The sequence below is a fragment of the Streptosporangium carneum genome, from assembly GCF_027922005.1.
Lineage (GTDB): Bacteria > Actinomycetota > Actinomycetes > Streptosporangiales > Streptosporangiaceae > Streptosporangium > Streptosporangium carneum.
Window position 1 is genome coordinate 22,132 of the sequence record NZ_BSEV01000011.1, and the last position, 20,403, is coordinate 42,534.

The 20,403-nt window shown below is 69.4% G+C and carries 24 protein-coding genes and 1 pseudogene; 17 read left to right on the forward strand and 8 right to left on the reverse strand.

Annotation, left to right across the window (positions count from 1 at the left end):
- Window positions 1-30 precede the first annotated feature (30 nt).
- Window positions 31-939, forward strand: coding sequence for an ABC transporter ATP-binding protein (locus PKF00_RS23155; RefSeq protein ID WP_271219713.1), 909 nt, complete (start codon window positions 31-33; stop codon window positions 937-939).
- Window positions 929-1,732, forward strand: coding sequence for an ABC transporter permease (locus PKF00_RS23160; RefSeq protein ID WP_271219714.1), 804 nt, complete (start codon window positions 929-931; stop codon window positions 1,730-1,732). Before PKF00_RS23155 ends, PKF00_RS23160 begins: the two co-directional genes overlap by 11 nt.
- An 11-nt stretch (window positions 1,733-1,743) precedes the next feature.
- Here the strand turns inward: PKF00_RS23160 and PKF00_RS23165 are convergent, their stop codons facing one another.
- Complete coding sequence (locus tag PKF00_RS23165; protein ID WP_271219715.1) at window positions 1,744-2,814, reverse strand: acyl-CoA dehydrogenase family protein; 1,071 nt, start codon at window positions 2,812-2,814, stop codon at window positions 1,744-1,746.
- 106 nt (window positions 2,815-2,920) lie between these two features.
- Entirely contained in the window at window positions 2,921-3,451 is a 531-nt protein-coding gene (locus tag PKF00_RS23170) for a DUF4242 domain-containing protein (RefSeq protein WP_271219716.1), read from the reverse strand.
- A gap of 157 nt (window positions 3,452-3,608) precedes the next feature.
- On the opposite strand from PKF00_RS23170, the gene PKF00_RS23175 reads away from it, so the two are divergent.
- The 15 genes and pseudogenes from PKF00_RS23175 to PKF00_RS23235 all read left to right on the forward strand — a co-directional run bounded on the left by PKF00_RS23175 (window position 3,609) and on the right by PKF00_RS23235 (window position 14,740).
- Window positions 3,609-4,169, forward strand: coding sequence for a TetR/AcrR family transcriptional regulator (locus PKF00_RS23175; protein WP_271219717.1), 561 nt, complete (start codon window positions 3,609-3,611; stop codon window positions 4,167-4,169).
- Between the two features lie 372 nt (window positions 4,170-4,541).
- Window positions 4,542-4,955 (forward strand): annotated as a pseudogene (locus tag PKF00_RS45215) (ATP-binding cassette domain-containing protein); the annotation flags it as partial.
- A gap of 96 nt (window positions 4,956-5,051) precedes the next feature.
- The gene (locus PKF00_RS23180) at window positions 5,052-6,638 is read left to right on the forward strand and encodes an ABC transporter substrate-binding protein (protein WP_425582299.1); all 1,587 of its coding nucleotides are present in this window, start codon (window positions 5,052-5,054) and stop codon (window positions 6,636-6,638) included.
- Window positions 6,635-7,459: an ABC transporter permease gene (locus tag PKF00_RS23185; RefSeq protein WP_271219719.1), complete on the forward strand. Its 825-nt coding sequence runs from the start codon at window positions 6,635-6,637 to the stop codon at window positions 7,457-7,459. Before PKF00_RS23180 ends, PKF00_RS23185 begins: the two co-directional genes overlap by 4 nt.
- A 409-nt stretch (window positions 7,460-7,868) precedes the next feature.
- A complete protein-coding gene (locus tag PKF00_RS23190; RefSeq protein WP_271219720.1) occupies window positions 7,869-8,252 on the forward strand; it encodes a hypothetical protein in 384 nt (127 codons plus the stop codon).
- Window positions 8,253-8,304: 52 nt separating this feature from the next.
- Window positions 8,305-8,466: an Imm7 family immunity protein gene (locus PKF00_RS44700; protein ID WP_369011178.1), complete on the forward strand. Its 162-nt coding sequence runs from the start codon at window positions 8,305-8,307 to the stop codon at window positions 8,464-8,466.
- A 98-nt stretch (window positions 8,467-8,564) separates the two neighbouring features.
- A complete protein-coding gene (locus PKF00_RS23195; protein WP_271219721.1) occupies window positions 8,565-8,939 on the forward strand; it encodes a hypothetical protein in 375 nt (124 codons plus the stop codon).
- Window positions 8,940-9,086: 147 nt separating this feature from the next.
- Window positions 9,087-9,323, forward strand: a complete 237-nt coding sequence (locus PKF00_RS23200) for a DUF8617 domain-containing protein (protein WP_271219722.1) — start codon at window positions 9,087-9,089, stop codon at window positions 9,321-9,323.
- Window positions 9,324-9,370: 47 nt separating this feature from the next.
- Window positions 9,371-9,736 carry a hypothetical protein gene (locus PKF00_RS23205; RefSeq protein WP_271219723.1) on the forward strand — a complete coding sequence of 122 codons (366 nt, stop codon included), beginning with the start codon at window positions 9,371-9,373 and terminating at the stop codon, window positions 9,734-9,736.
- Between the two features lie 487 nt (window positions 9,737-10,223).
- Complete coding sequence (locus PKF00_RS23210; protein WP_271219724.1) at window positions 10,224-11,051, forward strand: amino acid ABC transporter permease; 828 nt, start codon at window positions 10,224-10,226, stop codon at window positions 11,049-11,051.
- Complete coding sequence (locus PKF00_RS23215; RefSeq protein ID WP_271219725.1) at window positions 11,048-11,809, forward strand: amino acid ABC transporter ATP-binding protein; 762 nt, start codon at window positions 11,048-11,050, stop codon at window positions 11,807-11,809. Before PKF00_RS23210 ends, PKF00_RS23215 begins: the two co-directional genes overlap by 4 nt.
- An 85-nt stretch (window positions 11,810-11,894) precedes the next feature.
- Complete coding sequence (locus tag PKF00_RS23220) at window positions 11,895-12,824, forward strand: ABC transporter substrate-binding protein (protein ID WP_271219726.1); 930 nt, start codon at window positions 11,895-11,897, stop codon at window positions 12,822-12,824.
- 23 nt (window positions 12,825-12,847) lie between these two features.
- Entirely contained in the window at window positions 12,848-13,717 is an 870-nt protein-coding gene (locus tag PKF00_RS23225) for a helix-turn-helix domain-containing protein (protein WP_271219727.1), read from the forward strand.
- Between the two features lie 76 nt (window positions 13,718-13,793).
- Entirely contained in the window at window positions 13,794-14,231 is a 438-nt protein-coding gene (locus PKF00_RS23230) for a hypothetical protein (protein WP_271219728.1), read from the forward strand.
- Window positions 14,231-14,740 carry a helix-turn-helix domain-containing protein gene (locus tag PKF00_RS23235; RefSeq protein WP_271219729.1) on the forward strand — a complete coding sequence of 170 codons (510 nt, stop codon included), beginning with the start codon at window positions 14,231-14,233 and terminating at the stop codon, window positions 14,738-14,740. The genes PKF00_RS23230 and PKF00_RS23235 overlap by 1 nt, the downstream gene beginning before the upstream one ends.
- A 189-nt stretch (window positions 14,741-14,929) precedes the next feature.
- On the opposite strand, the gene PKF00_RS23240 is transcribed toward PKF00_RS23235, so the two are convergent.
- From PKF00_RS23240 to PKF00_RS23265, 6 genes are all read right to left on the reverse strand, one after another.
- The gene (locus PKF00_RS23240) at window positions 14,930-15,478 is read right to left on the reverse strand and encodes a DUF8788 domain-containing protein (RefSeq protein WP_271219730.1); all 549 of its coding nucleotides are present in this window, start codon (window positions 15,476-15,478) and stop codon (window positions 14,930-14,932) included.
- Complete coding sequence (locus PKF00_RS23245) at window positions 15,475-15,888, reverse strand: DUF8788 domain-containing protein (protein WP_271219731.1); 414 nt, start codon at window positions 15,886-15,888, stop codon at window positions 15,475-15,477. Before PKF00_RS23245 ends, PKF00_RS23240 begins: the two co-directional genes overlap by 4 nt.
- Window positions 15,889-15,972: 84 nt before the next feature.
- A complete protein-coding gene (locus PKF00_RS23250; protein WP_271219732.1) occupies window positions 15,973-16,755 on the reverse strand; it encodes a hypothetical protein in 783 nt (260 codons plus the stop codon).
- 25 nt (window positions 16,756-16,780) lie between these two features.
- Complete coding sequence (locus PKF00_RS23255) at window positions 16,781-17,269, reverse strand: DUF8788 domain-containing protein (RefSeq protein ID WP_271219733.1); 489 nt, start codon at window positions 17,267-17,269, stop codon at window positions 16,781-16,783.
- Window positions 17,270-17,317: 48 nt separating this feature from the next.
- Window positions 17,318-18,859 (reverse strand): phenylacetate--CoA ligase family protein, encoded by a 1,542-nt coding sequence (locus PKF00_RS23260; RefSeq protein WP_271219734.1) that lies wholly within the window; start codon window positions 18,857-18,859, stop codon window positions 17,318-17,320.
- A complete protein-coding gene (locus PKF00_RS23265; protein ID WP_271219735.1) occupies window positions 18,856-20,385 on the reverse strand; it encodes a pyridoxal phosphate-dependent decarboxylase family protein in 1,530 nt (509 codons plus the stop codon). Before PKF00_RS23265 ends, PKF00_RS23260 begins: the two co-directional genes overlap by 4 nt.
- Window positions 20,386-20,403: the final 18 nt, after the last annotated feature.

The following is a 20,403-nucleotide window of genomic DNA, read 5'->3' on the forward strand; positions in this document are numbered from 1 at the left end:
TGCGCCACGAAGCGCGACGAGGAGGAAACGATGTCGAGGATCGCCTACGACGTGAGAAACCTCGTGAAGACCTATCCGAAGCAGTCGAGCCGCGCCACGGACGACGTGACGTTCCAGATCGCCGAGGGGGAGATCTTCGGCCTGCTGGGCGACAACGGCGCGGGCAAGACCACGCTCGTGCGTCAGATGGTCAATCTGCTCCGTCCCGACGCGGGGAGGATCGAGCTCTTCGGCCGTGACATCACCGAGGATCCGCGACATGTCTCCAGGCTGGTCGGCTACATGCCGCAGAGCGGTTCCGCGCTCAACAGGCTCACCGTCGGCGAGGCGGTCTACTTCGCCGCCCACCTTCGCGGACTGGGCGCGAGCGCGGCGAAACGGGAGCGTGACGAGCTCCTCGACCTGCTGCGGGTCACGGAGATCAGGAACAAGTCGAGCTCGCACCTGTCGGGAGGGCAGTGCAGGCTGCTGCAGCTCGCGGTCGCGATGGCGGCCCGCCCACCGGTTCTCGTGCTCGACGAGCCGACCAACGACCTCGACCCGGCCAACAGGAAATACGTCTGGGAGGTTCTCCGGCACTGGAACAGCGAGTACCGCACCACGATCATTCTGATCACCCATGACGCCGTGGAGGCCGAGAAGGTGATAAAACGCGTGGGAATCGTGCAGCGGGGCAGGTTCACCGCTCTCGGCACGCCGGCCGAGCTGAAGAGCGCGACAGCGCTCAAACTGCACGTGGAGCTGTCCTTCCTCCCCGGGGATCCCCCTGAGCTGCCGCCCGGCATGACGCCCTGGAAGACGGCCGACGACTCCTGGGCGCTCACCGTCGATCGCGGGGACGCCCAGGAGCTTCTGGCGAAACTGGACTTCGCGAAAATCACGGACATACGCCTGTATTCGGCCACGCTAGAGGATCTGTATCTTCACTATGTCTCATGACCTCAGGGACGCCGAGGCCCACGAACCCGCCGTGTCCCACGACCTCAGGGGGCAGCCCCCGCACCGGCAGCTCGTCGACCTGCTGCTCATCCAGTTGTCGAACTACCGCTGGTCCTGGCGGGGCATGGTCGTCACCGGCGTCTGCGCGCCCCTGATGAGCACCGTCGGGCTGGGGCTCGTGGTCAAGCAGAGCGCGCAGGCGAACCTGCTGTACGTGCTGACCGGCAGCATCGTGCTGTCGCTGATGTTCCAGAACCAGAACAACGTCGCGGGCAACTTCGCGTTCATGAAGGCCGTCGGCACGCTGGACTTCTTCGCGACCCTGCCCATCTACCGTCACATCGTCATCGTCGCGACCGTGCTGGCCTTCTTCGTGCTGTCGATCCCGTCGCTGCTCGTGACGGTGATCTTCGGTTCCTTCTTCCTCGACGTCCCGTTGCACGTCAGCCCACTGGCCGTCGTCGTGGTCCCGCTCTGCGTGATGCCGATGGCCGGCATCGGCGCGCTCATCGGCGTCCTCGCCCGAACACAGGCGGAAGCCGGCTCCACCAGCCTGCTGGTCAGCATCGCGCTGCTGTTCGCGGGGCCGGTGATCCTGCCGCCTGACACCCTTCCCGACTGGCTGCTGGCCGTGAGCCGGGTCAGCCCGTCGAGCTACGCCGCCTCCGCGATCCGGCAGGTGGGTTTCGGTCCGGTGACCGGGCAGCTCTGGGTGGACGTCGGAGTGCTCGCCACCCTGACGCTCGTGGTCCTGTGGACCGTCGGGCGGAAGATCCAGTGGCACGAGCGGTGACCTCGCGACGGTCAGCCGGGCGGGCGGGAGAGCTCCCAGCGCAGCTGGATCTCGCTCGGTGACTGCGCGGGGAGGAAGGCCGCCTCGCGCAGCCTGCGGTTCGTCGGGCTGGAGACGACGTAACCGAGCCCGCCGCGCGCGGTCGCCTCAAGACGCGTCGCCTCAAGGGTGAGCCTCGCGGCGTCGAACCGGAGCCGGGTGACCGCGCGCGGATCGGCCGAGGCGGGCCGCCGCTGGGCGTGGCGGGCCTCCTCGTCCACCCTGGCGAGACGCGCGCCGAGGTCCTCGACGTCGGCGGCGAGCACGGAGCCCTCGCCCGTCGCGGCGGAACGGGCCTCCTCAAGCGCCCGGCCCGCCAGCCCGACGCAGAACGCGGTCTGCAGGAGCAGGAGCACGGGACGGGCACGCCGGACGAACGCCCGCAGGTCGTCGGCGACGACGTGCTCCGCGTCGGCCCACGCGCCGGAGAGGGTGATCGACGACGACGCGGTCGCGTCCAGCGCCAGCAGCCGCTGGGGCGGGGCGACCGAGACGCCGGGATCGTCGGTGCGCACCACCACGACGACGCGCTCGTCGGTGTCCCCGACCCGCGCCGGCAGCACGACCGCCGCGCCGGGCACGAGGTTGGAGGCCCACCTGATCGGGCCGTCCAGCCGGAAACCGCCCGGCCCCGGGGTGGCGACGACGGGGACGGTCCGCATGCCCGCCACCTCCTGGAGCGCCGCGGCCATCGCGGTCGAGCCGACCTCCGTGCCCGCGGCGAGGCCGTCGCGCAGCTGCGCGAGAACCGAGCCCGGCTCGGCCCCGCGCAGGTACTCGATCGTCATCCGGTGCGCCCAGAACGAGAAGGCCGAGCTCAGGCACTCGGTGGCGATCAGCTCGATCAGCCGGGCGACGTCGGCGACGCTCGTGTCTCCCGGCGCGGAGTCCAGGCCGAGGAGATCTCGCTCCCCGAGGTGACGCAGGGTGTCCCGCAGATCGGTCTCGCCCCGGTCGGTGGCCTCGGCCCGGCCCCCCACGTATTCGCGGACACCGGGCAGATGACGCCGCCAGCTCCGTACGGCGGTCGCGTTCTCGCTCACCGCTCCGTCCTTCCTGCGTGCCGGGGAGCCGTCCCGTCCACGGGGACGGGCCGCTCCCGCGCTCACCACGTTCTTTCGTCCGACGCCCGGCGGAATCCCGGTCGCGTCATCGGTCGAGCTCGAAGAGCCGGCTCACCGGGGTGGAGACCGCCTCGCGGGCGCGCAGCACGGCGGGCTCGTCGGGGCCGTCGTAGAAGCACAGGCACTTGGCGGTGTCCTCACGCACGTAGGTGCGCAGGAAACTCACCTCCGGAACCTGCGCGTACAGCGGCGCGCGGGCCTTCTTGCGCGCGAGGTAGTCGTCCATGCCGAGGTCCTCGGGGATGTCCCACTCGACGAGATAGTCCGCCGAGCCCTTGGCGCGCCTGATGTCCTCGAGCTCGGCGCCGACGAGCCGGACCTCGTCCGGCCCCGCGACCGAGGCGACGCCGGGCAGCCGCGCGGCGTCCAGTCGCAGGTCGCCGCGTGAACGGGCTTCGAGGACGACGTAGGCCCGCGACAGGTCTCCCGTCACCTGGGACTCGACCAGCTCGACGCCCGCTTCCGCGGCCTGCCGTGAGACCTCCGCGATCGCGGCCTCCACCACCGGCCGGTCCGCGGCCTCGATGCTCAACTCGACGAGGTACAGCGCCATCATGCCTCCTTCGAGGGCGGGCGCACCCGGTCAGGGTGCGTGAGGGGACCACCGGGGCCACCCAAGTTCTCTACTAGACAGATCGGTATATCTGGTAAGGAGCATACGCCACGCTTCGCCGCGCGCAAGCCCGCCGCGGCCGGAAGCGTAAACTGCCGTGGTGGCCGCCCTCTCGTCTTCCAGACCCGCCGAACGCCTGCTGGAGACCGCGGGCAGGCTCTTCCCCCTCCAGGGCATCCGGGCGGTGGGAATCGACCAGATCCTCAGCGAGGCCGGGGTCGCGAAGGCGAGTCTGTACCAGGCGTTCGGCTCGAAGGACGCCCTCGTCGTGGCCTATCTCGAACGGCAGGACGCCGCCGACCGCGCCGTCTACCGCGCGGCCGTGACGGGGCTCGCCGACCCGGTCGACCGGGTGCTCGTCTCGTTCGACCTGGCCATGGCGGCGGCGCGGCGGCGCTCCTACCGCGGGTGCCTGTTCCTCAACGCCGCGACCGAGTTCCCCGACCCCGACCACCCGGTGGCGGAGGCCGTCGAGGCGCACCGCGTCTGGGTGCGGGCCAGGTGGGCCGAGGCGCTCGCCGGGCGCGGCGCCGGGCGGACGGACCTGGTCGAGCGCCTTCAGGTCCTCTACGACGGGGGTGTCGCAGGGACGAAGGCGTCGCGCTCGGCCGCGCCGATCGCCCTGGCACGGGAGATGGCCCGCGAGCTGCTGGCCGGGTGAGCCTCGCCCGAAGACCTTCGAAGGGCGTGTTCAATAAAAACCAGTCTGTCTGGTAGGTTTTTTGGGCGGGCGCTTTTCGCGCCGTGCGCCCGTCGCCGCGTCCTGTCGTCGTGGCCGTCGTCGCGGCGCTCGAAACGGCCTGTCGCGCCCACCGCCAGGCCACCCTCCAGGGACAGTCACATGTCGCAGAACACCCCAGGGAACACTTCTCCCCGAAACACCCCCTCGAAGAACACCCCCTCGAAGAACGCGGTCCCGAAGAACGCGGTCTCGAAGAACACCGTCCCGAAGAACGCGGTCCCGAAGAAGGACGCCTCGCGGAGCGTCGCCGAGCTCTCCGCCGTCGGCGTCCGCTACGGCCGTCACGAGATCCTCGCCGGCATCGACCTCGATCTCGGGCCCGGTGAGCTCCTCGCCCTCGTCGGCCCCTCCGGCGCGGGCAAGTCCACTCTTCTACGGGTCCTGTCCGGACTCCAGACGCCGACCTCGGGCGCCGTGCGCCGCCCCGAGGACGAAGGCGGCGCGACCCGTTCGGTCTTCCAGGCGCCGCACCTGCTGCCGTGGCGGACGGTCGCGCGCAACGTACGGCTCGGCCTGGAGTACCGCGCCAACGGCGGACGCTGGATCGGAGACAGGACGGCCGCGAACCGCAGGGTGGACGATGTCCTCGCCGAGCTGGGCATCGCCGACCTGGCGCACCGCTACCCGTCGCAGCTGTCCGGTGGGCAGGCACAGCGGGTCGCGGTGGCCAGAGCCGTGGTTGCGGGCCCGTCCCTGCTGTTGCTGGACGAGCCCTTCGGCGCGCTCGACCCGCTGACCCGTGCCGACCTCCAGGACTGGTTGCGCGCCGTCCACGACAGACTGGGGCTCTCGACCGTCCTGGTGACCCACGACCTGGACGAGGCGCTGCTCCTCGGCGACCGGATCGGGCTGCTGCACGCCGGCGGCGGGTCGCTCGACGTGCTGCCCTCTCCCGTGACGCGACGTGAGGAACTCGCCGACGGCTCGGCCAGACGCGCTCTCCTGACGCACTTCACCTCCCGCGCCGAACGGTCCGAACTGGGCGGTCCGGACGCCGACCTCGACACGGACACCGGCACCGGCACCGGCACAGACGTCGACACCGACACCGGCACCGACACCGACACCGACACCGGCACCGGCACCGGCACAGACACAGACACAGACACAGGCACCGGTTCGGGCTCCGGCCGCGAGGCCCACACCGACACCGCGACGGCCGGGCCAGAGGCGACCGAGAACCCGGGTGCGACCCGCAGGGAGGCGCTGGTCGTCGCGGGCGCGCTCGCTCTGCTCTCCCTCCCCGTCGCCGCCTCCGCGCTGACCTCGAAGGACGGCTCCGTCACCGCGGGGAGAACAGGCGGCGGCGCGGGCTCCGCCGCCCGCGGGGCGTCCGCGACGCTGCGCGTCGGCTACCTGCCCATCACCGACGCCGCCCCGCTGCTGCTGGCCCACGACTCGGGGCGGTTCGCCGAACGCGGCATCACCACCCCGCCCCCGATCCTCTACCGCGGCTGGGCCCCGCTCGTCGAGGCGCTCCAGGGCGGCAACGTCGACCTCGTCCACCTGCTGATGCCGCTCGCCGTACAACTGCGCTACGACGCCAAGGTGCCGGTGAAGGTGCTCGCCTGGAACCACACGAACGGCTCGGCGCTGACCGTCGCCCACCAGGTCGGCTCCGTCGAGGACCTGGCGGGAACGAACGTGGCGATCCCCGCCTGGTTCTCCGTGCACAACGTGGTCCTGCAGAAGCTCCTGCGCGGCGCGGGCGTCACCCCCGTCATCGACACCGCGCCGAGCGCCGCCTCCCGTACGGCCCAGCTCGTCGTGCTCCCCCCGGCCGACATGCCCGCGGCCCTCGAGTCGGGCTCGATCTCCGGGTACATCGTCGCCGAGCCGTTCTGCGCGGTCGGGGAGGTGCGCGGGATCGGGAAGATCCTGCGCTTCACCGGCGACGTGTGGAAGGACCACGCGTGCTGCGTGACGGTCGTGCGCGAGTCGCTGGTGCGCGACCGGCCGGACGTGGCGCTGCGTGCGACCGAGGCCATCGTCGCGGCGCAACTCGCCATCAGGCAGGACCGGGAGGCGGCGGCGGAGCGCCTGTCGGCGGGCGGCTACCTCCCCCAGCCCCTGCCCGCGCTGAGACGGACCCTCACCGCGCACCAGGACCCGGCGTACGTCGCCTCGGGCGCGGTGCGGCACCCGCAGTGGCGCTCCAACCGCATCGACTTCCAGCCCCACCCCTATCCCACGTACACCGGCGAACTCGTCCGGGCGATGAAGGAGACAACCGTGGACGCGGACGTGAGCTGGCTCGACGCGCTCGACCCCGCGGGGGTCCACGCCGACCTCGTCGCCGTGGACGTCTCGTCGGCCGCGATCACCGCGGCGGGCGGGCTGGGAGCCTTCGGCGTGACCGGGAGCCGCACGGAAGTCGTCGAGCTGTGAGCGCCCTCGCCGGAGCCGTGGCGCGTCGCGGCGGGGAGCCGGAACGCCCCGAGAGGAACGGGCGAGCCGGGAGGACGACGGCGCGGATCACGGCCCGCGCCGGTGTGGTCGTCCTGGTCGTCGCGCTGTGGTGGCTGGCCGTACGGGTCGTGTTCGCCGACAACGCCGTCCTGTCCCGGATGGGGCCGGACTCGGCGTTCGCGGCGCTGACGGAGACACTCGGCGAGCACTCCACCCTCTCGGCCATCACCCTGTCACTGCGCAGGCTGCTCCTCGGCCTGTCGATCGCCACGGCCGCCGGTGTCCCGCTGGGACTCCTCTTCGGTTCCAGGGCACTGGCCGAGTACGCCACCGCCCCGGTGGTCCAGTTCCTGCGCATGACGTCGCCGCTGGCGTGGGCGCCGCTCGTGATCGTCCTGCTCGGCTCGGGCGACGCCCCCGTGGTCGCGCTCATCGCGCTCGCCGCCGTGTGGCCGATCGTGCTCGGGGTGTCTGCGGGGACCCGGGCGCTCGACCCGGGGGCGGCGATGGTCGCGCGCTCGCTGGGGGCGACGCGGTGGGAGGTCGTCCGCAGCACCGTCGTCCCGGGCCTGGCCGGTCCGCTCCGTACGGCGCTGCGAGTCGCCCTCGGCGTCGCCTGGGTGGTGCTCGTGCCCGCGGAGATGTTCGGCGTCTCCAACGGACTGGGTTACCTGATCCTCAACGCCCGCGACGAGCTCGACTACGAGAGCCTGGCCGCCACGATGCTGCTCATCGGCGCCATCGGCTTCCTCCTCGACCGCGTCCTCAGCGGCGGCCGTGCCGAGCCCCGCTCCAACTGAGGAAAGAAAGTCGCGGCGAACCGGAAACGGTGTCCTCCGGACCGTGCTCCACTGTCACGGGATCACGTGACGGGCGAGGTCGCCGGAGATTTATGGGCGACATTGACCGACACCCGTGAAAAATCATTTTCCCTTGCCGCCGGACGGGAGGAGCCTTCGACAGCGTGAGTTCTCTGACCGGATCGCTTCCCGGTGTCGTGCGTGATCGAGAAACCGGTCGGTGTCCCACGATCGGGCGAACGGACAGCGGTGAGAAGGTCGGGCCACCTGGCCGGCGCCTGGGTCCTCGACGAGGAAAGCTCTGTCAGGCTCGCTTCGTCGGGGTTCACCCGTCGTCGGAGTTCGTTTCTTCGGAAGGTCGCCGCCTTCCCTGCGACGGGGCCCGAGTCCGCGTCCCAGAGCCGGGTTCGTGGCCCATGCCGAGAAGGTGGAGATGGAAAAAATCGCCGAGTGGCATCGTGAGTTCCAGGTCTGGCACTATTCGGTAAGCCATTCGACTCTTCTTCTGCGCAGTGTCCGCGTCGACGGCTTCACGACTCGGATCGACGTGCTCTTCGCCGGGGTCGAGCTCATGCGGATAAAGCCGGTGTACAGTCGGATCGCGGTCCTTCGAGCGAGCGAAGAGGAGAAGCGGGCGAGGCTGCTCGGGGAGTCTGAAGCGGTGCTCGGAAAGCATCTCTTTCTCATCGACGGAGACAACGATTACGTGGTGGCCGGCGGCTTCGCCTGGCACGAGGACGAAGGAGACCACCACACCCCGTCGAGATTCGGCCCCCTACGGGGAACCGAGTAGGCCGGACAGTCGTTTTCCAACGGCTTGTTTCGAAGACTCAGAAGGCGCGCCGATGTCTACGACATGGTCATACGGAGTGCTCCATGAGTGGGGTGACGAGACGAACGTGCGGCCGGGGCCGAACGCGTTCAGGGCTGTCGTCATGGTGCGGGGCGTCGTCTCCGGGAGGAGATCCTTTCTTCTCTCCGTCTCGCCTTTGATCGAAGACGAGTGATCCTTCCCTGACTGTTCGAGCGGATGCTTCACTGGTGGCGACAGGGCCTGAGCGGCTCGGGTCTGAACGGTTCTGAGCTTCGTTGAAAAGGGGCAGCCGTGAAGTCGGTCGGATTCTTCCGGGAGCTCGGGCACGGAGCGCCGGACGGCCAGAGCCTGCATGTCGTTCGGGGGAAGGGGGCGTACGAGGTCGGAGAAGTGGCCGGTTACCTGAGGGGCGCCGACGTCGTCGCCGCTTCGGCGGGAGCGGCGTACGACGTCTTGAGCGACGATCCGACGCCCATCGGCGGTCTGAACATTCACACCGACGGCGAATGGGTGTGGCCAAGCGATCTGGCCTTCTATGTCGAAAAATACAACGTCGAGCTTCCGGAGGAGCTGGTGACTCGGATCAAGGAGAGCTTCGGTGTGCCCTCACCTGTCTCTGAAAAGAGAATGTCCGAGATAACCGACTCCTCCCGCAGGGAGTACTAGGTAGGGTCGGGGCGCCGGGTCGGCCTCTTCGACACGGCGGTCGTCGAGAGTCGCATGGTGAGCCAGGAGCAGGCGAGGTCGCCGGCCGGGAAGTTCATCGCCACGAAGCCACGCTGATCGGTTTACGGTCGGCCCGAGGAGGGCGGTGTGGGCAAGTTCAACTGTGCGTGCGGCAACCTCATGAGAACCAGCGGACTGATTCCCAACCCGATTGAGTGGAAGATCATTTCCGATGTGGATTTCGACTGCTTCAATGGACTGGTCGACGCCGAGGACGTCTACTCCGTGGGCAGGTCGGCGTTTCGCTGCGAAGGATGCGGGCGTCTGTGGATCTACTGGGACGGTTTTGACCGCCCGCCCCGTTGTTACGTGCCGGAAGACTGAGGCGGTCGGGAGGGATGCCGAAGGACGGAGGCAGGGTGGAGTGCCTGATGAATTACCCTGACAGGGAGTTTCGCTGGTGGATCTATCTGCCAAGCCATTCGACGTTCCTGCTTCGGAGTGGTAGGGAGACATCGGGGACGACGCGCATAGACGTTGCGTTCAACGATGTCAGCGCACTCGAACTTCCCGTGATCATGTCAGGATTGACAATTGAGAAGCCGGAGCCTGTGAAGGTGCGGGAGCTTCTGGCGAGAGGGTGCGTGAACGCACACACTCTAGACAATCTGATGACTGTCCGCGGTTCGGGATACGAAGGTTACATCGTTGCCGCGATAATCGGGACCGACGAGAGCGCGAAGCGTTTCCAAGAGGATGACGTGTGGGGGATCTGCTCCTGGGCCTGGGGCGTCTGACCCCCTTCGGCGGTCCTGGAACCGGCCACGGCGCACCCGGATGCAGAAACAGCGGCAGGGACCCCCGTGACCGGATCGGTCACAACCGCGCCAACCAGTCAGCGATGACCACGAAGTCGGTGCGCGTGAGGCCACGGCAATCCCGACAGCCGTACCCCGTTCCGGGGGTCGATCCTGGTCAGCAGCGGGTGTGATCCTGCCGACGACAGCGGCGCGGCCTGGTTGCCCGAGTGACCACCGGGACGCGGCTCGGGTGCCCCGAACGGAATGAGCGGTCCGTCGACGTCCAGGAACAGCAACGGTCGCCCCGTGGAACCAGGCATTGCCACAGGACAGCGATGGGCGTTCACAGCGGAGACGCTGCTGGGTGGACCCGGGGGTGAACGGACGGAACGATCAAGTGGGATGTGGGATCTGTGCCGGGAGATCCCACAAGAGTGCAGGGAGCGTCAAGCCCTGGCGCTGAGGGCGGTCCTACGTTCGTCGCGTGCTCGACGAACTCTCGAAGATGGCCATCGCGCCGCGACGGCGACTGGGTTCGCGCTGGGGTCTCGGTGCGTTGCTGCTCGCGCTGACGGCCTGGTTGTGCTGGACCGTGGTCACCAGTCCCAATCTGGAGTGGGAGGTGATCGGATCCTACCTGTTCGCCGAACCCGTCCTCAGCGGGGTCGGCGTGACCCTGCTGCTCACCGTCGCCACCCTGGTGCTCGGCCTGCTCATCGGGATGCTGCTGGCCCTGATGCGCCAGTCGGGCAACCCGGTGCTCAGCGCGGCCTACGCCGCCTACATATGGTTCTTCCGGGGCACGCCACTGCTGGTGCAGTTGGTCTTCTGGTTCAACCTGGCCCTGCTGTTCCCCCGGATCGGCATCGGGATCCCCGGCACCTCGCTCGGCTGGTACGGCGAGGCCAACAACCTCATCACCCCGTTCGTCGCCGCGCTGTTCGGGCTGGCCCTGCACGAGGGCGCCTACATGGCGGAGATCATCCGGGGCGGGTTCCTCGCGGTGCCGCGCGGGCAGGTGGACGCCGCCCTCATGATCGGCATGACGCCGGGGCAGGCGGCGAGACGGATCGTCGTCCCGCAGGCCGTTCGGGTGATCCTGCCCGCGCTGGGCAACCAGTTCATCCTCATCCTCAAGGGCACCTCGATGGTCTCGGTCATCGGCGGCGGTGACCTGCTGACCCGCGCCCAGCAGATCTACGGGCAGAACTACCAGGTCATCGCCCTGCTCGTGGTCGCGTCGCTGTGGTACCTGGCGCTGGTCAGCCTGGCCTCGATCGGTCAGCACTACCTGGAACGGAGTCTGCGGTGAAGGGCGCGCTGAGCGTACGGGGGCTGCACAAGTCCTACGGCGGCACCCCGGTGCTGCGCGGCGTCGACCTCGACGTCGCTCCCGGTGAGGTGGTCTGCTTCCTCGGCCCGTCCGGCGGCGGCAAGAGCACGCTGCTGCGGTGCGTCGCCCATCTGGAGCAGCCCGACGCGGGGCTGGTCGCCGTCGACGACGAGGTCGTCGGATACGAGCCGCGCGCCGGCAGGCTGGTCGAGTCGTCGCCGAAGCGGCTGGCCATGACGCGCCGCCGGATGGGGATGGTCTTCCAGCAGTTCAACCTGTTCGCCCACCTCACCGCGCTGGAGAACGTCATGCTCGGCCCGGTGACGGTGCTGCGGCGCGACCGGGAGGCGGTCAGGGAACGTTCCATGGAGCTGCTGGGCAGGGTGGGGCTGGCCGCCCACGCGGGCAAGCGCCCGGCGCAGCTGTCCGGAGGTCAGCAGCAGCGGGTGGCGATCGCGCGGGCCCTGGCGATGGACCCGTCGGTGCTGCTGTTCGACGAGCCGACGAGCGCGCTGGACCCTGAGCTGGTCGGCGAGGTCCTCGGGGTCATGCGGGACCTGGCGGGCCAGGGGATGACCATGCTCGTCGTCACGCACGAGGTGGGGTTCGCGGTGGAGGTGGGGGACACCGTGGTGTTCCTCGACGGGGGCGTCATCGAGGAACAGGGCCCGGCGAAGCAGGTGCTGCGCTCGCCCGCGTCGGAACGCACCGCCGCGTTCCTGGCCCACGTCCTGTGAGGAGCGCCGGAGCGCGCCGTCGTGTTCCCGCCGTGCCCGTGAAACTTCGCAAATCCCTATAAAGCCTCGTAAAGCAAGGAGTGACATGCCGTCTGTCATCACCCGTGGTTCCGTTCTGGTCGCCGCCGTGGCCATGCTCGCGGGATGCGGCACCTCGACCCAGCCGTCCACCGCCGCGCAGCCCACCGCTCCGGCCGCCGCGCCCTCGGAGGGCGCGTCGGAGGCCCCGGCGTCCTCCGGAGCGGAGTCCGCCGCTGCGGCGGCCGTACCCGACCGGATCAAGCAGGCGGGCGTCCTCAACGTGGGCACCACCCTGCCGAACCTGCCCTACCTGCTGACCGACGCCGACAACAACATCACCGGCGGCATCACCCCCGACGTCGGCAAGGCGGTCGCCGCCAAGCTCGGCCTGAAGTACACCATCCAGAACGTGGCCTGGGAGGCGCTGCTGCCGGGGGTGGCGGGCGGGCGGTACGACATGGCCGACGACGGCATCTCCGACACGGCCGAACGCCAGAAGATCGGCTACTTCGTCGACTACATGCAGTCCTCGCAGGTCCTGGTGACCAGCAAGGACAAGGCGGGGGCGATCAAGACGCTCGACGACGTCTGCGGCAAGAAGGTCGCCGCGATCCGCGGCACGACCGACGTGCAGGTGGTCGAGGAGGCCGCCAAGAAGTGCACCGACCAGGGCAAGCCCGCCGCGCAACCGGTGGAGTTCCCCACCGCCCAGGACGCCGACCTCGCGCTGCGCTCCGGCCGGGTCGACGTGGAGGTGCTGACCGCCGAGACCGCCAAGTACGCCGTCAGCCAGGGCTCGCCGGTCGCCATCGTGGCCGAGGGGTTCGCGCCGACCTACGTCGGCATGTTCGTGGCGAAGAAGGACAAGGCCCTGGCCGACGCCCTTCTCGTCGCGCTCAAGGAGCTCAAGGCCGACGGCACCCTCGACAGGATCCTGGGAGGGTACGGCCTCAAGCCCGTCGACGAGCCCGGAATCAACCTCGCCACGTCCTGAGTCCGGTTCCTACACTCGGGGGTGTGAGCCAGGTGCTGCCGATGCATGAGATCGAGGTGCCGGTGCCGATGGGGCTCTCGCCCTTCGCGGTCGGCACCTTCGACGAGATGGGGTCGTGGTCGCGGGCGGCCTTCCCGCACCGCCACGTGTTCTACGAGATCCTCTACGTGAGCGCGGGAAGCGGCACGCACACGGTCGACTTCAGGTCGACTCCCATCCGGCCCGGCACGATGTACTTCATCGCGCCGGGCCAGGTCCACCACTGGAACTACGACGTGCCGATGCAGGGCACCCTCGTCCTGTTCACCGAGGAGTTCCTGCTCTGGCAGGAGGAGCCGCCCTTCTTCCACGGGCTCAGCGAGCGCAACGAGCTGAGCCTGTCCGGCGCCGACGCGGCAGGGATGACCAGGCTGCTCGCGCTGATGTGCGAGGAGTACCAGGGGCGGGCGCCCGGGTTCGCCTCGATGCTCCAGTCGTACCTGCAGATCCTGCTGGTCACGAGCGGGCGGCTGCTCGAGGCGGGCGGCGGCGGCGAGCAGGGCGCGCGCTCGTCGGTGCTGACCCGGGCGTTCACCCGGCTGGTCGCCCGGCACGTGGTCGGCGTCCGGTCGGTGAAGGCCTACGCGGACCGGCTCGGCGTCACCTCGGGGCACCTGGCCGAGACGGTCAAGGAGGCGACGGGACGCAGCCCCGGCGAGATCATCAGGGACGCGCTCACCCTGGAGGCCAAACGGCTGCTCGCCCAGAGCGACCTGTCGATCGCGCAGATCGCCAGGTCGCTGGCGTTCGACGACATCTCCTACTTCGGTCGGTTCTTCAAGCGAGAGGCCGGTGTGACACCAGGGCACTTCCGTCGGGAGATCCGGGAAAAGTACCATCCTGGCCACGCTTAGTCTCTGTCTGCCCAGGTCAGCGCCTCCTTAGTGTGAGGGAAACCCCCGCACCGACCCCCCTCACCAAGGAGGCCACATGGCCGGCACCCATGAGCACCTGTTCGTCCGCGACATGGTCCGCGAGGAGCTGCCCAACGAGGGCGAGCTGGCCTACGGCGAGGTGGAGAAGGGCACCAGCGGCGCGTTCGCCCTCATGAGCGGCTGGCAGGTCGACCCCAGCAAAATCCACATCGCCTACAGCTGGATCTACGAGGTCCCCACGCCCGACCCGTACGTCCTGGAACACACCCACCCCTACGACGAGGTCCTGATCTGGATGGGCAACAACCCCGAGGACAAGAACGACCTCGGAGCCGTGTCCTGGATCGAGCTGGAGGGGGAGCGCTACACGATCGACACGACCACGGCGCTCTACATCCCGGCGGGCATGCGGCACTGCCCCCTCGGTTACATCCGGGTGGACCGGCCGATCTCCTTCATCGCGCTGTCGCTCAACGGGGAGTACGTCTCCTGATGGACGAGACGGTGTCGGTGACGTACGTCTCCGCCGACGACGTCGAGATGCTGGTGCTCGTGCTGCCACGGCGCCTGATGGTGGACACCGCCACCCTGGAGCGTCTGAGGGATGTCGTGAGCGACACGTTGCGGGACGCTGTCACCGACGTCGTCTCGGCCACGGCCGGTCCCTGCGACGGCCTCCTGCCGCGCATCCGCGCCTACATCGACGACAACCTGGGCGATCCCGGCCTGTCGCCGGAGACGGTGGCCGCGGCGCACCACATCTCCACCCGCTACCTGTACAAGCTGTTCGCCCGGCAGGGCATCTCGGTGGCCCGCTGGATCAGGCAGCGCCGCCTGGAACGCTGCCGCATGGACCTGTCCGATCCCCGCCTCGGCGGCCGGGCGGTCGGAGAGGTCGGCGCGCACTGGGGTTTCGCCGACTCCTCCTACTTCAGCCGCGTCTTCAGGGAGACGTACGGCTGCTCGCCCAGGGCCTACCGCCACGGCCGGCTGGCCTCCTGAACGTGGCGGAGCGGGCCATGGGGGAGGGTCTCCGCGAACGGGCATGGGGCGCGGAGACCCTCCGAACGGCGGGCACGGGCGCGGGCAGGAACCGCGCCCGTGCCCGTCACCACGGGCACCGGTCGGCCATGGTCGCCACCGGCGGCGACCATGACCTCCGCCTTCACCGGACCGCGCCCGCGGAGACCGTCAGACGGGCAGTACCCGCAGGGCGGGATGGTTGACCGAGTTCAGGTACAGCTTGTCGGTGCCGTGTTCCTTCTCCAGCTCCAGGACGAACCGGTAGCGGTAGAGCCCAGGCCGGGCTTCGCTCATCACCGCCCCGGCCCAGTAGTAGTAGACGGCGGTGTACTTGTCGCGCATCCGGTCGGGAGCGCCGTAGACCTTGAGCTCGGTCATGATCCGGCGTTCGGCGACGTCCTCCTCGTCACCCTTCTCGATGTCGAGGAAGACCAGATTGTTGATCTTCGGCATCGGAGGCCAGGTGCCGTCAGGACGGCGGTGCATGTCGATCGGGCGGATGATCCAGTTGATCACCTGACCCTGCTTGCAGACGGTCTCCAGATGGTCGGTGCCCTGCCCGACCCCGCCGACGCTGTTGTCCATCATGTAGAGGCAGCCGTCCAGGGACTGCGTCGCGGCGGCCTTCTCCATGTCGACGAGGGTCACCACGTTCAGCTGGACGGAGTTGAGCTGGCCACGGTCGACGAAGTCCGCGGCCTCGTACGCCTGGGTCATCGGCCTTCCTTTCCCTCGTCGGAGGGACCGGCCAGGGCCGGCCGGGCGGTGGGGGAGAACGGCGTGCTGACGGTGCCGAGCAGGAACGAGAGCCGGTACGGGACCGGTTCGGTGAGGTCCTGCTTGACCTCGGCGGTCCAGAACACGATGTCGGTGCCGGGGTAGACCTTCCGCGTGGGCTCGGCGATCCGCGGGTCGATCTCGATGTCGGTGAGGGCCACGTAGGTCTCGCACTCCAGCGGGAGCACGTTCCACAGCAGGGTGTCGCCCTTGCGGACCCGGCTGCGCAGCTCAGGGGTGCCGAAACCGGTGGACCCGGCGGCCTTGTTGGTGTCGTAGAGATAGAGGTTGTCGTCCAGGTTCTCCGACGCCAGTGCGGCCACGGGGTCGACCACCGCGGTGATCGTCACGGGCCGGACGGGCCGGCGTTCTGTCTGTCTGGTCCTCGGGGGCATGCGGATCCTCCGTTCGAAGTTGTTCCGGCTCGGGCCGGGTCAGCCGGCGGCGGGGACGGGCGGAAGGGGGAGCACGCCCAGTCCGGCGCCGGTGAACCCGTTGCGCTTCGGATCGCTGATGATCTTGAGGCTGGACTCGCAGGTCAGGTCCACGGACTCCCAGACCAGCTCGTCGTTCCGCTCGACCAGCTCGTGCAGCTGGACGTGCACCGTGTACGCGTAGACCCCAGGCCTGCTCGTGTCCACGGTCGCGGCCCAGTACCAGCCGTCGTAGATCATGTCCGGCGATCCGTACTGGGCCGGGTAGATGATCTTCTCGGTGACGGCCTCGCCGGTGATGTCGGTGATCACCGGAGCCGGGTAGTTGTAGGCCTCGGTGCTGCTCGTGGCCTTGCCGGTGACGTCCAGCAGCTTGGCCGGGGTGAGGCCGCGCCCGCTCTCCGCCTTGCGGGCGCGCTTGCCGACCCGCCGCTGCAGTTGCTTGACCTCGGTTTCGCCCACGCCGCCCTCGGCGCTGAGCGAGGCCAGTTCCTCCAGCGTGCGCCGGTCCTCGGCGCGTGCCTGCTCGGCCAGGTAGTTGCGCGGCACCGTCGGGGGGATCGACCCCAGCGCCGCGGGCAGCCAGTTCAGCACCTGCTCGGTCGCCTGCGACCCGTCGAGGAAGTAGGTGCCGGGCACGATCGTTTCCAGCTGCTCGGTGCCCACCCCGGACGAGCCGAGGAACTTCATGTTGTCGAACCAGTAGGTGTTGCCGTCGAGCGATCGCGTCCTGAGCGCGTTCTCGACGTCGAAGAGCACGATGATCCCGTGTTGCTGGGCCATGAAACCGCCTTTCGCAGAACGTGGCTCACACGCGCAGCAGCGCGGGCGAGTCGATGTGCAGCACGCTGTTGGGTCCGTCGTGGAGCTTGAGGGAGAGCCGGTACCGGTACGGGACGCCGGGCGTCATGTCGTAGGGCACGACGCCCTCCCACACCAGCAGGTCGTGGTTGTCGTGCCCGTTGGAGGCCGTGGCGTCGGCCCCCGTCCATGGCACGGGAACGGCGGAGGGCTCCACCGGATACGGCGGCACGGTCTCGTCGGCAGGGGGCGGGACGGGCGCGCCGGACAGGAACTCGATGGCGTGGATCTCGACCGGGGTCTGCACGTCCACGTGGATGGGCGTCCACTGGACGACCTGTCCCGGGACCACCGCCGTGACGAGGTCGGGGGTTCCCTGGTGCTGGCTTCCCGCCGCGCTGTCGTCGACCAGCGAGAGGTTGCCGTTGTGCAGCGTCCGTTCGGACAACGCCCCGACGGCGTCGACCATCACGACGATGCTGATCCTGTCTTTCATCGATCCTCCCTTGTCGGATGTCATTCGGGCGTACGGGCCACCACGTGCTCAGCCCCGGTCTCTGACCAGCGGCGTCTTGCCGACGGTGGTCCGCTCGATCTGTGGTGAGGAAGGCGGCACGAACACCAGCCGGAAGCCGTATCCGGTCTGCTCGATGGCCGCCGCGTTGGCCTCCCGGTCGTTGAAGAGCGACAGGGAGCTCGGCAGCGCCTGGGTGAACAGCCGCCGCGTCCCGCTCTGGCCGAGGGCCTGCTCTACGGCCGCGGCCGTCCCCTCGGCGTCGTCCACCGCCACGAGCAGGGTGAGGGTCCGGTCCTCACGGTGGTTGTGGAACTGGATCTCGTGCGCGACCAGGTCCAGGTCGATGCCGGTCGCCGAGCGCAGCCGTCCGCGCAGGGCCGCGTAGGCCAGCGTCGCCGAGTACTGGCTGTCGCTGAGGTGCAGCACGTCGGCGGTGCGTCCGGCGAACTCGAACTGCTCGGTGCGCAGCCCGGGCCCGTCCAGGGCGGGGCGGCGGATCATCCGGTCGCCGAGCTTGAGCCGGAGCAGCGGCGTCTCGTCGGCGTGCAGCCGGGTGACGACCAGCTCGCCCTCCTCGCCTTCGGCGACGGCACGGCCGTGCTCGTCCACGATCTCCACCAGGTGCAGTCCCGGCACGGCGGAGAGCTCCGGAGAGGTGTGGTCGAGCTGGAGCCCGACGCACTCGGCCTGGGTCGCGGCGAAGTAGCTGAGGATCGACACGTTGGGGAAGAACGCCTGCAGTTCGTCGCGCTTGCGCTGCGGCAGGGAGCCGCTGCCGTACATGGCGACCCGGAAGCTCGCCCTGGCCTGCGGGGACAGGCCCGCGCCCAGCTCGGGCAGGAGCGCGATGCCGGCGGTGATGCCCATCAGCGCCTTGTGGCCGGGGTAGGAGAACATGTGCTCCAGCACCGGCGCGCTCACCGGTCCGGCGCCGATGTAGTTGACCCCCGGGACGTGGGACAGGACGCCGCCGACCATGGTCCCGCTGCTCCACATCTGGTAGTCGGCCAGGGTGGTGAACAGCCAGCGCGGCGCGGGGCCGTGCAGGTAGCGGTCGAGCTGGTAGGCGCCCATGAACGCCCCGGAGATGCGGTAGGTGTCGCGCAGCTCCCGCAGGGAGTACACGATCTCCAGGGGCATGCCGTCACCGGTGCCGCCGCTGGCCACCACCTCGAACCCGCCGCGGTCGAGCGGCACGACCATTCCGGCCCGCGCGCCCATGAACATGTCCCGCTGCACGATCTTGTCCGACAGCGGGATCCGCTCCCACTCGGACATGTCGGCGGGAGCGTTGCGGATCCCGAAGTAGTGCAGCCGCTCGCGCCACAGCGGGTTGAGCAGGGCGATGCCGACGAGCTGCTGGAGCCTGCGGAACACCAGCGCGTTCTGGAGGTCGAGCGAGGACTCGCTGTACGGGATTCCGGTGAGCCGCTCGGACTCCTCCAGTTTGCCGGCGAACGACGGCAGCCGGGTGACGTCGTCCACCGAGCGGGGCCGCAGCTCCTCCTCGGGGATCAGCCGTGCCGCCAGCTCCGCCGAGGCGGCGATGTCCAGATCCGTCATGGTCATGAATGACTCCCGTTTCGCTGGTCGTGCCGGGCCACGGTGCTCGCGCGCAGCACCCGTTGCCCGATGTCCCTGATTTCGGCGATGAGCATGGCCAGGTGGTCGGCGTCGATCAGGTGGTTCATCACCACCACGCGCAGTGCCGCCGCCCCGTCGATGTCGACCTTGGAGATGAAGAAGCGTCCGCCGCCCCGGATCCGGTTGCGGATCTCCAACTGCAGCCGGTGCGCGGCCGCCGGTTCCAGGCCGTCCGGCAGGTACCGGAAGCACAGGATGTTGGACTCCGGCTCGTGCGCCACGGCGAAGTCCGGTTCGGCGGCGAGCATCCGGTGCGCCTGCCGGGTCACCTCGCACAGCCGGTCGATCTTCTGCGCGAACAGCGCCGGGCCGTAGACCGACCAGACCGTCCAGAGCGGCATGATCATCGGGCGTTTCGTGCACTCGAAGTTCTTGTCCGCGCTGTCGTAGGCGCTGTAGATGTCCGGTTCCTCGTCGAAGACGTAGCTGGCGCGCTGCCGGAACGCGCCGCGCGCCGCCGTGCCGTCGCGGTAGAAGAGCAGCGTGCACGGCGCCGGCATGAACAGCATCTTGTGGGCGTCCCAGGTCAGCGAGTCGGCCTGCTCGATGCCCCGCAGCCGGTGCCGGTGCCGGTCCGACAGCAGCAGGCTCGCCCCGTGCGCCCCGTCCACGTGCAGCCAGAGCCCGTACCGGCGTGCCACGGCCGCGAGCTCCTCCAGTGGGTCGTAGGCGCCCATCGACGTGGTCCCGGCCGAGGCCACCAGGCAGAACAGCCGCAGACCGCGCCGACGCGCCTCGTCCAGCACCGGGCCTGCCAGATCGGGACGGATCCGCCCGGCCCGGTCGACCGGGAGCCGGACGATCTGCCGTTCCCCGATGCCGAGCACCCCGGCCGCCCGGGTCACGCTGTAGTGGGCCTCCTCGCTGACCGCGATGGCCGGCAGGCCTGACGCGCCGTCGGCGCCGCGTGTCCAGATCTGCGGGAAGGCGCGGTTGCGGGCGGCCAGCAGGGCGGTCAGATTGGCCAGGGAGCCCCCCGAGGTCGTCACCATGGCGAACCGGTCACGGTCCCAGCCGATGAACCGGTTGAGCTCCTCGGCCATGAGCCGCTCGGCGACGCTGGGGAGCTGTCCGGCCTCGTAGAAGGAGGAGGGCTGGTTGACCACCGAGCTGACCAGGTCCATGAGACTGGCCAGCGGCACCACACCGGAGAACTGCCGTCCCATGTAGCCGGGTGAGTGGACCGGGATGCCGGTCTCCGTGTACAGGTCGACGATCTGGCTCACCCGGTCGGCGTCGAAGTCGGCGACGTGCTGCCGTTCCGGGGTCATCAGCTCCCGCGCTGCCTTCAGCAGCACCGCCGGATCGAGAAGGTCCAGTCCCCGGACCGACCGGTCTCCCAGATACGTCGTCAGACGGTTGACGATGTCCAGGGCGCCGTCGTGGAAACGCCCGGGGTCGAAGGCCTCTGTGAGACCCGCTGTGGGCGACCGGGAGCCTTCGCCGGTCACCGGCTCTGGAAAGGAACT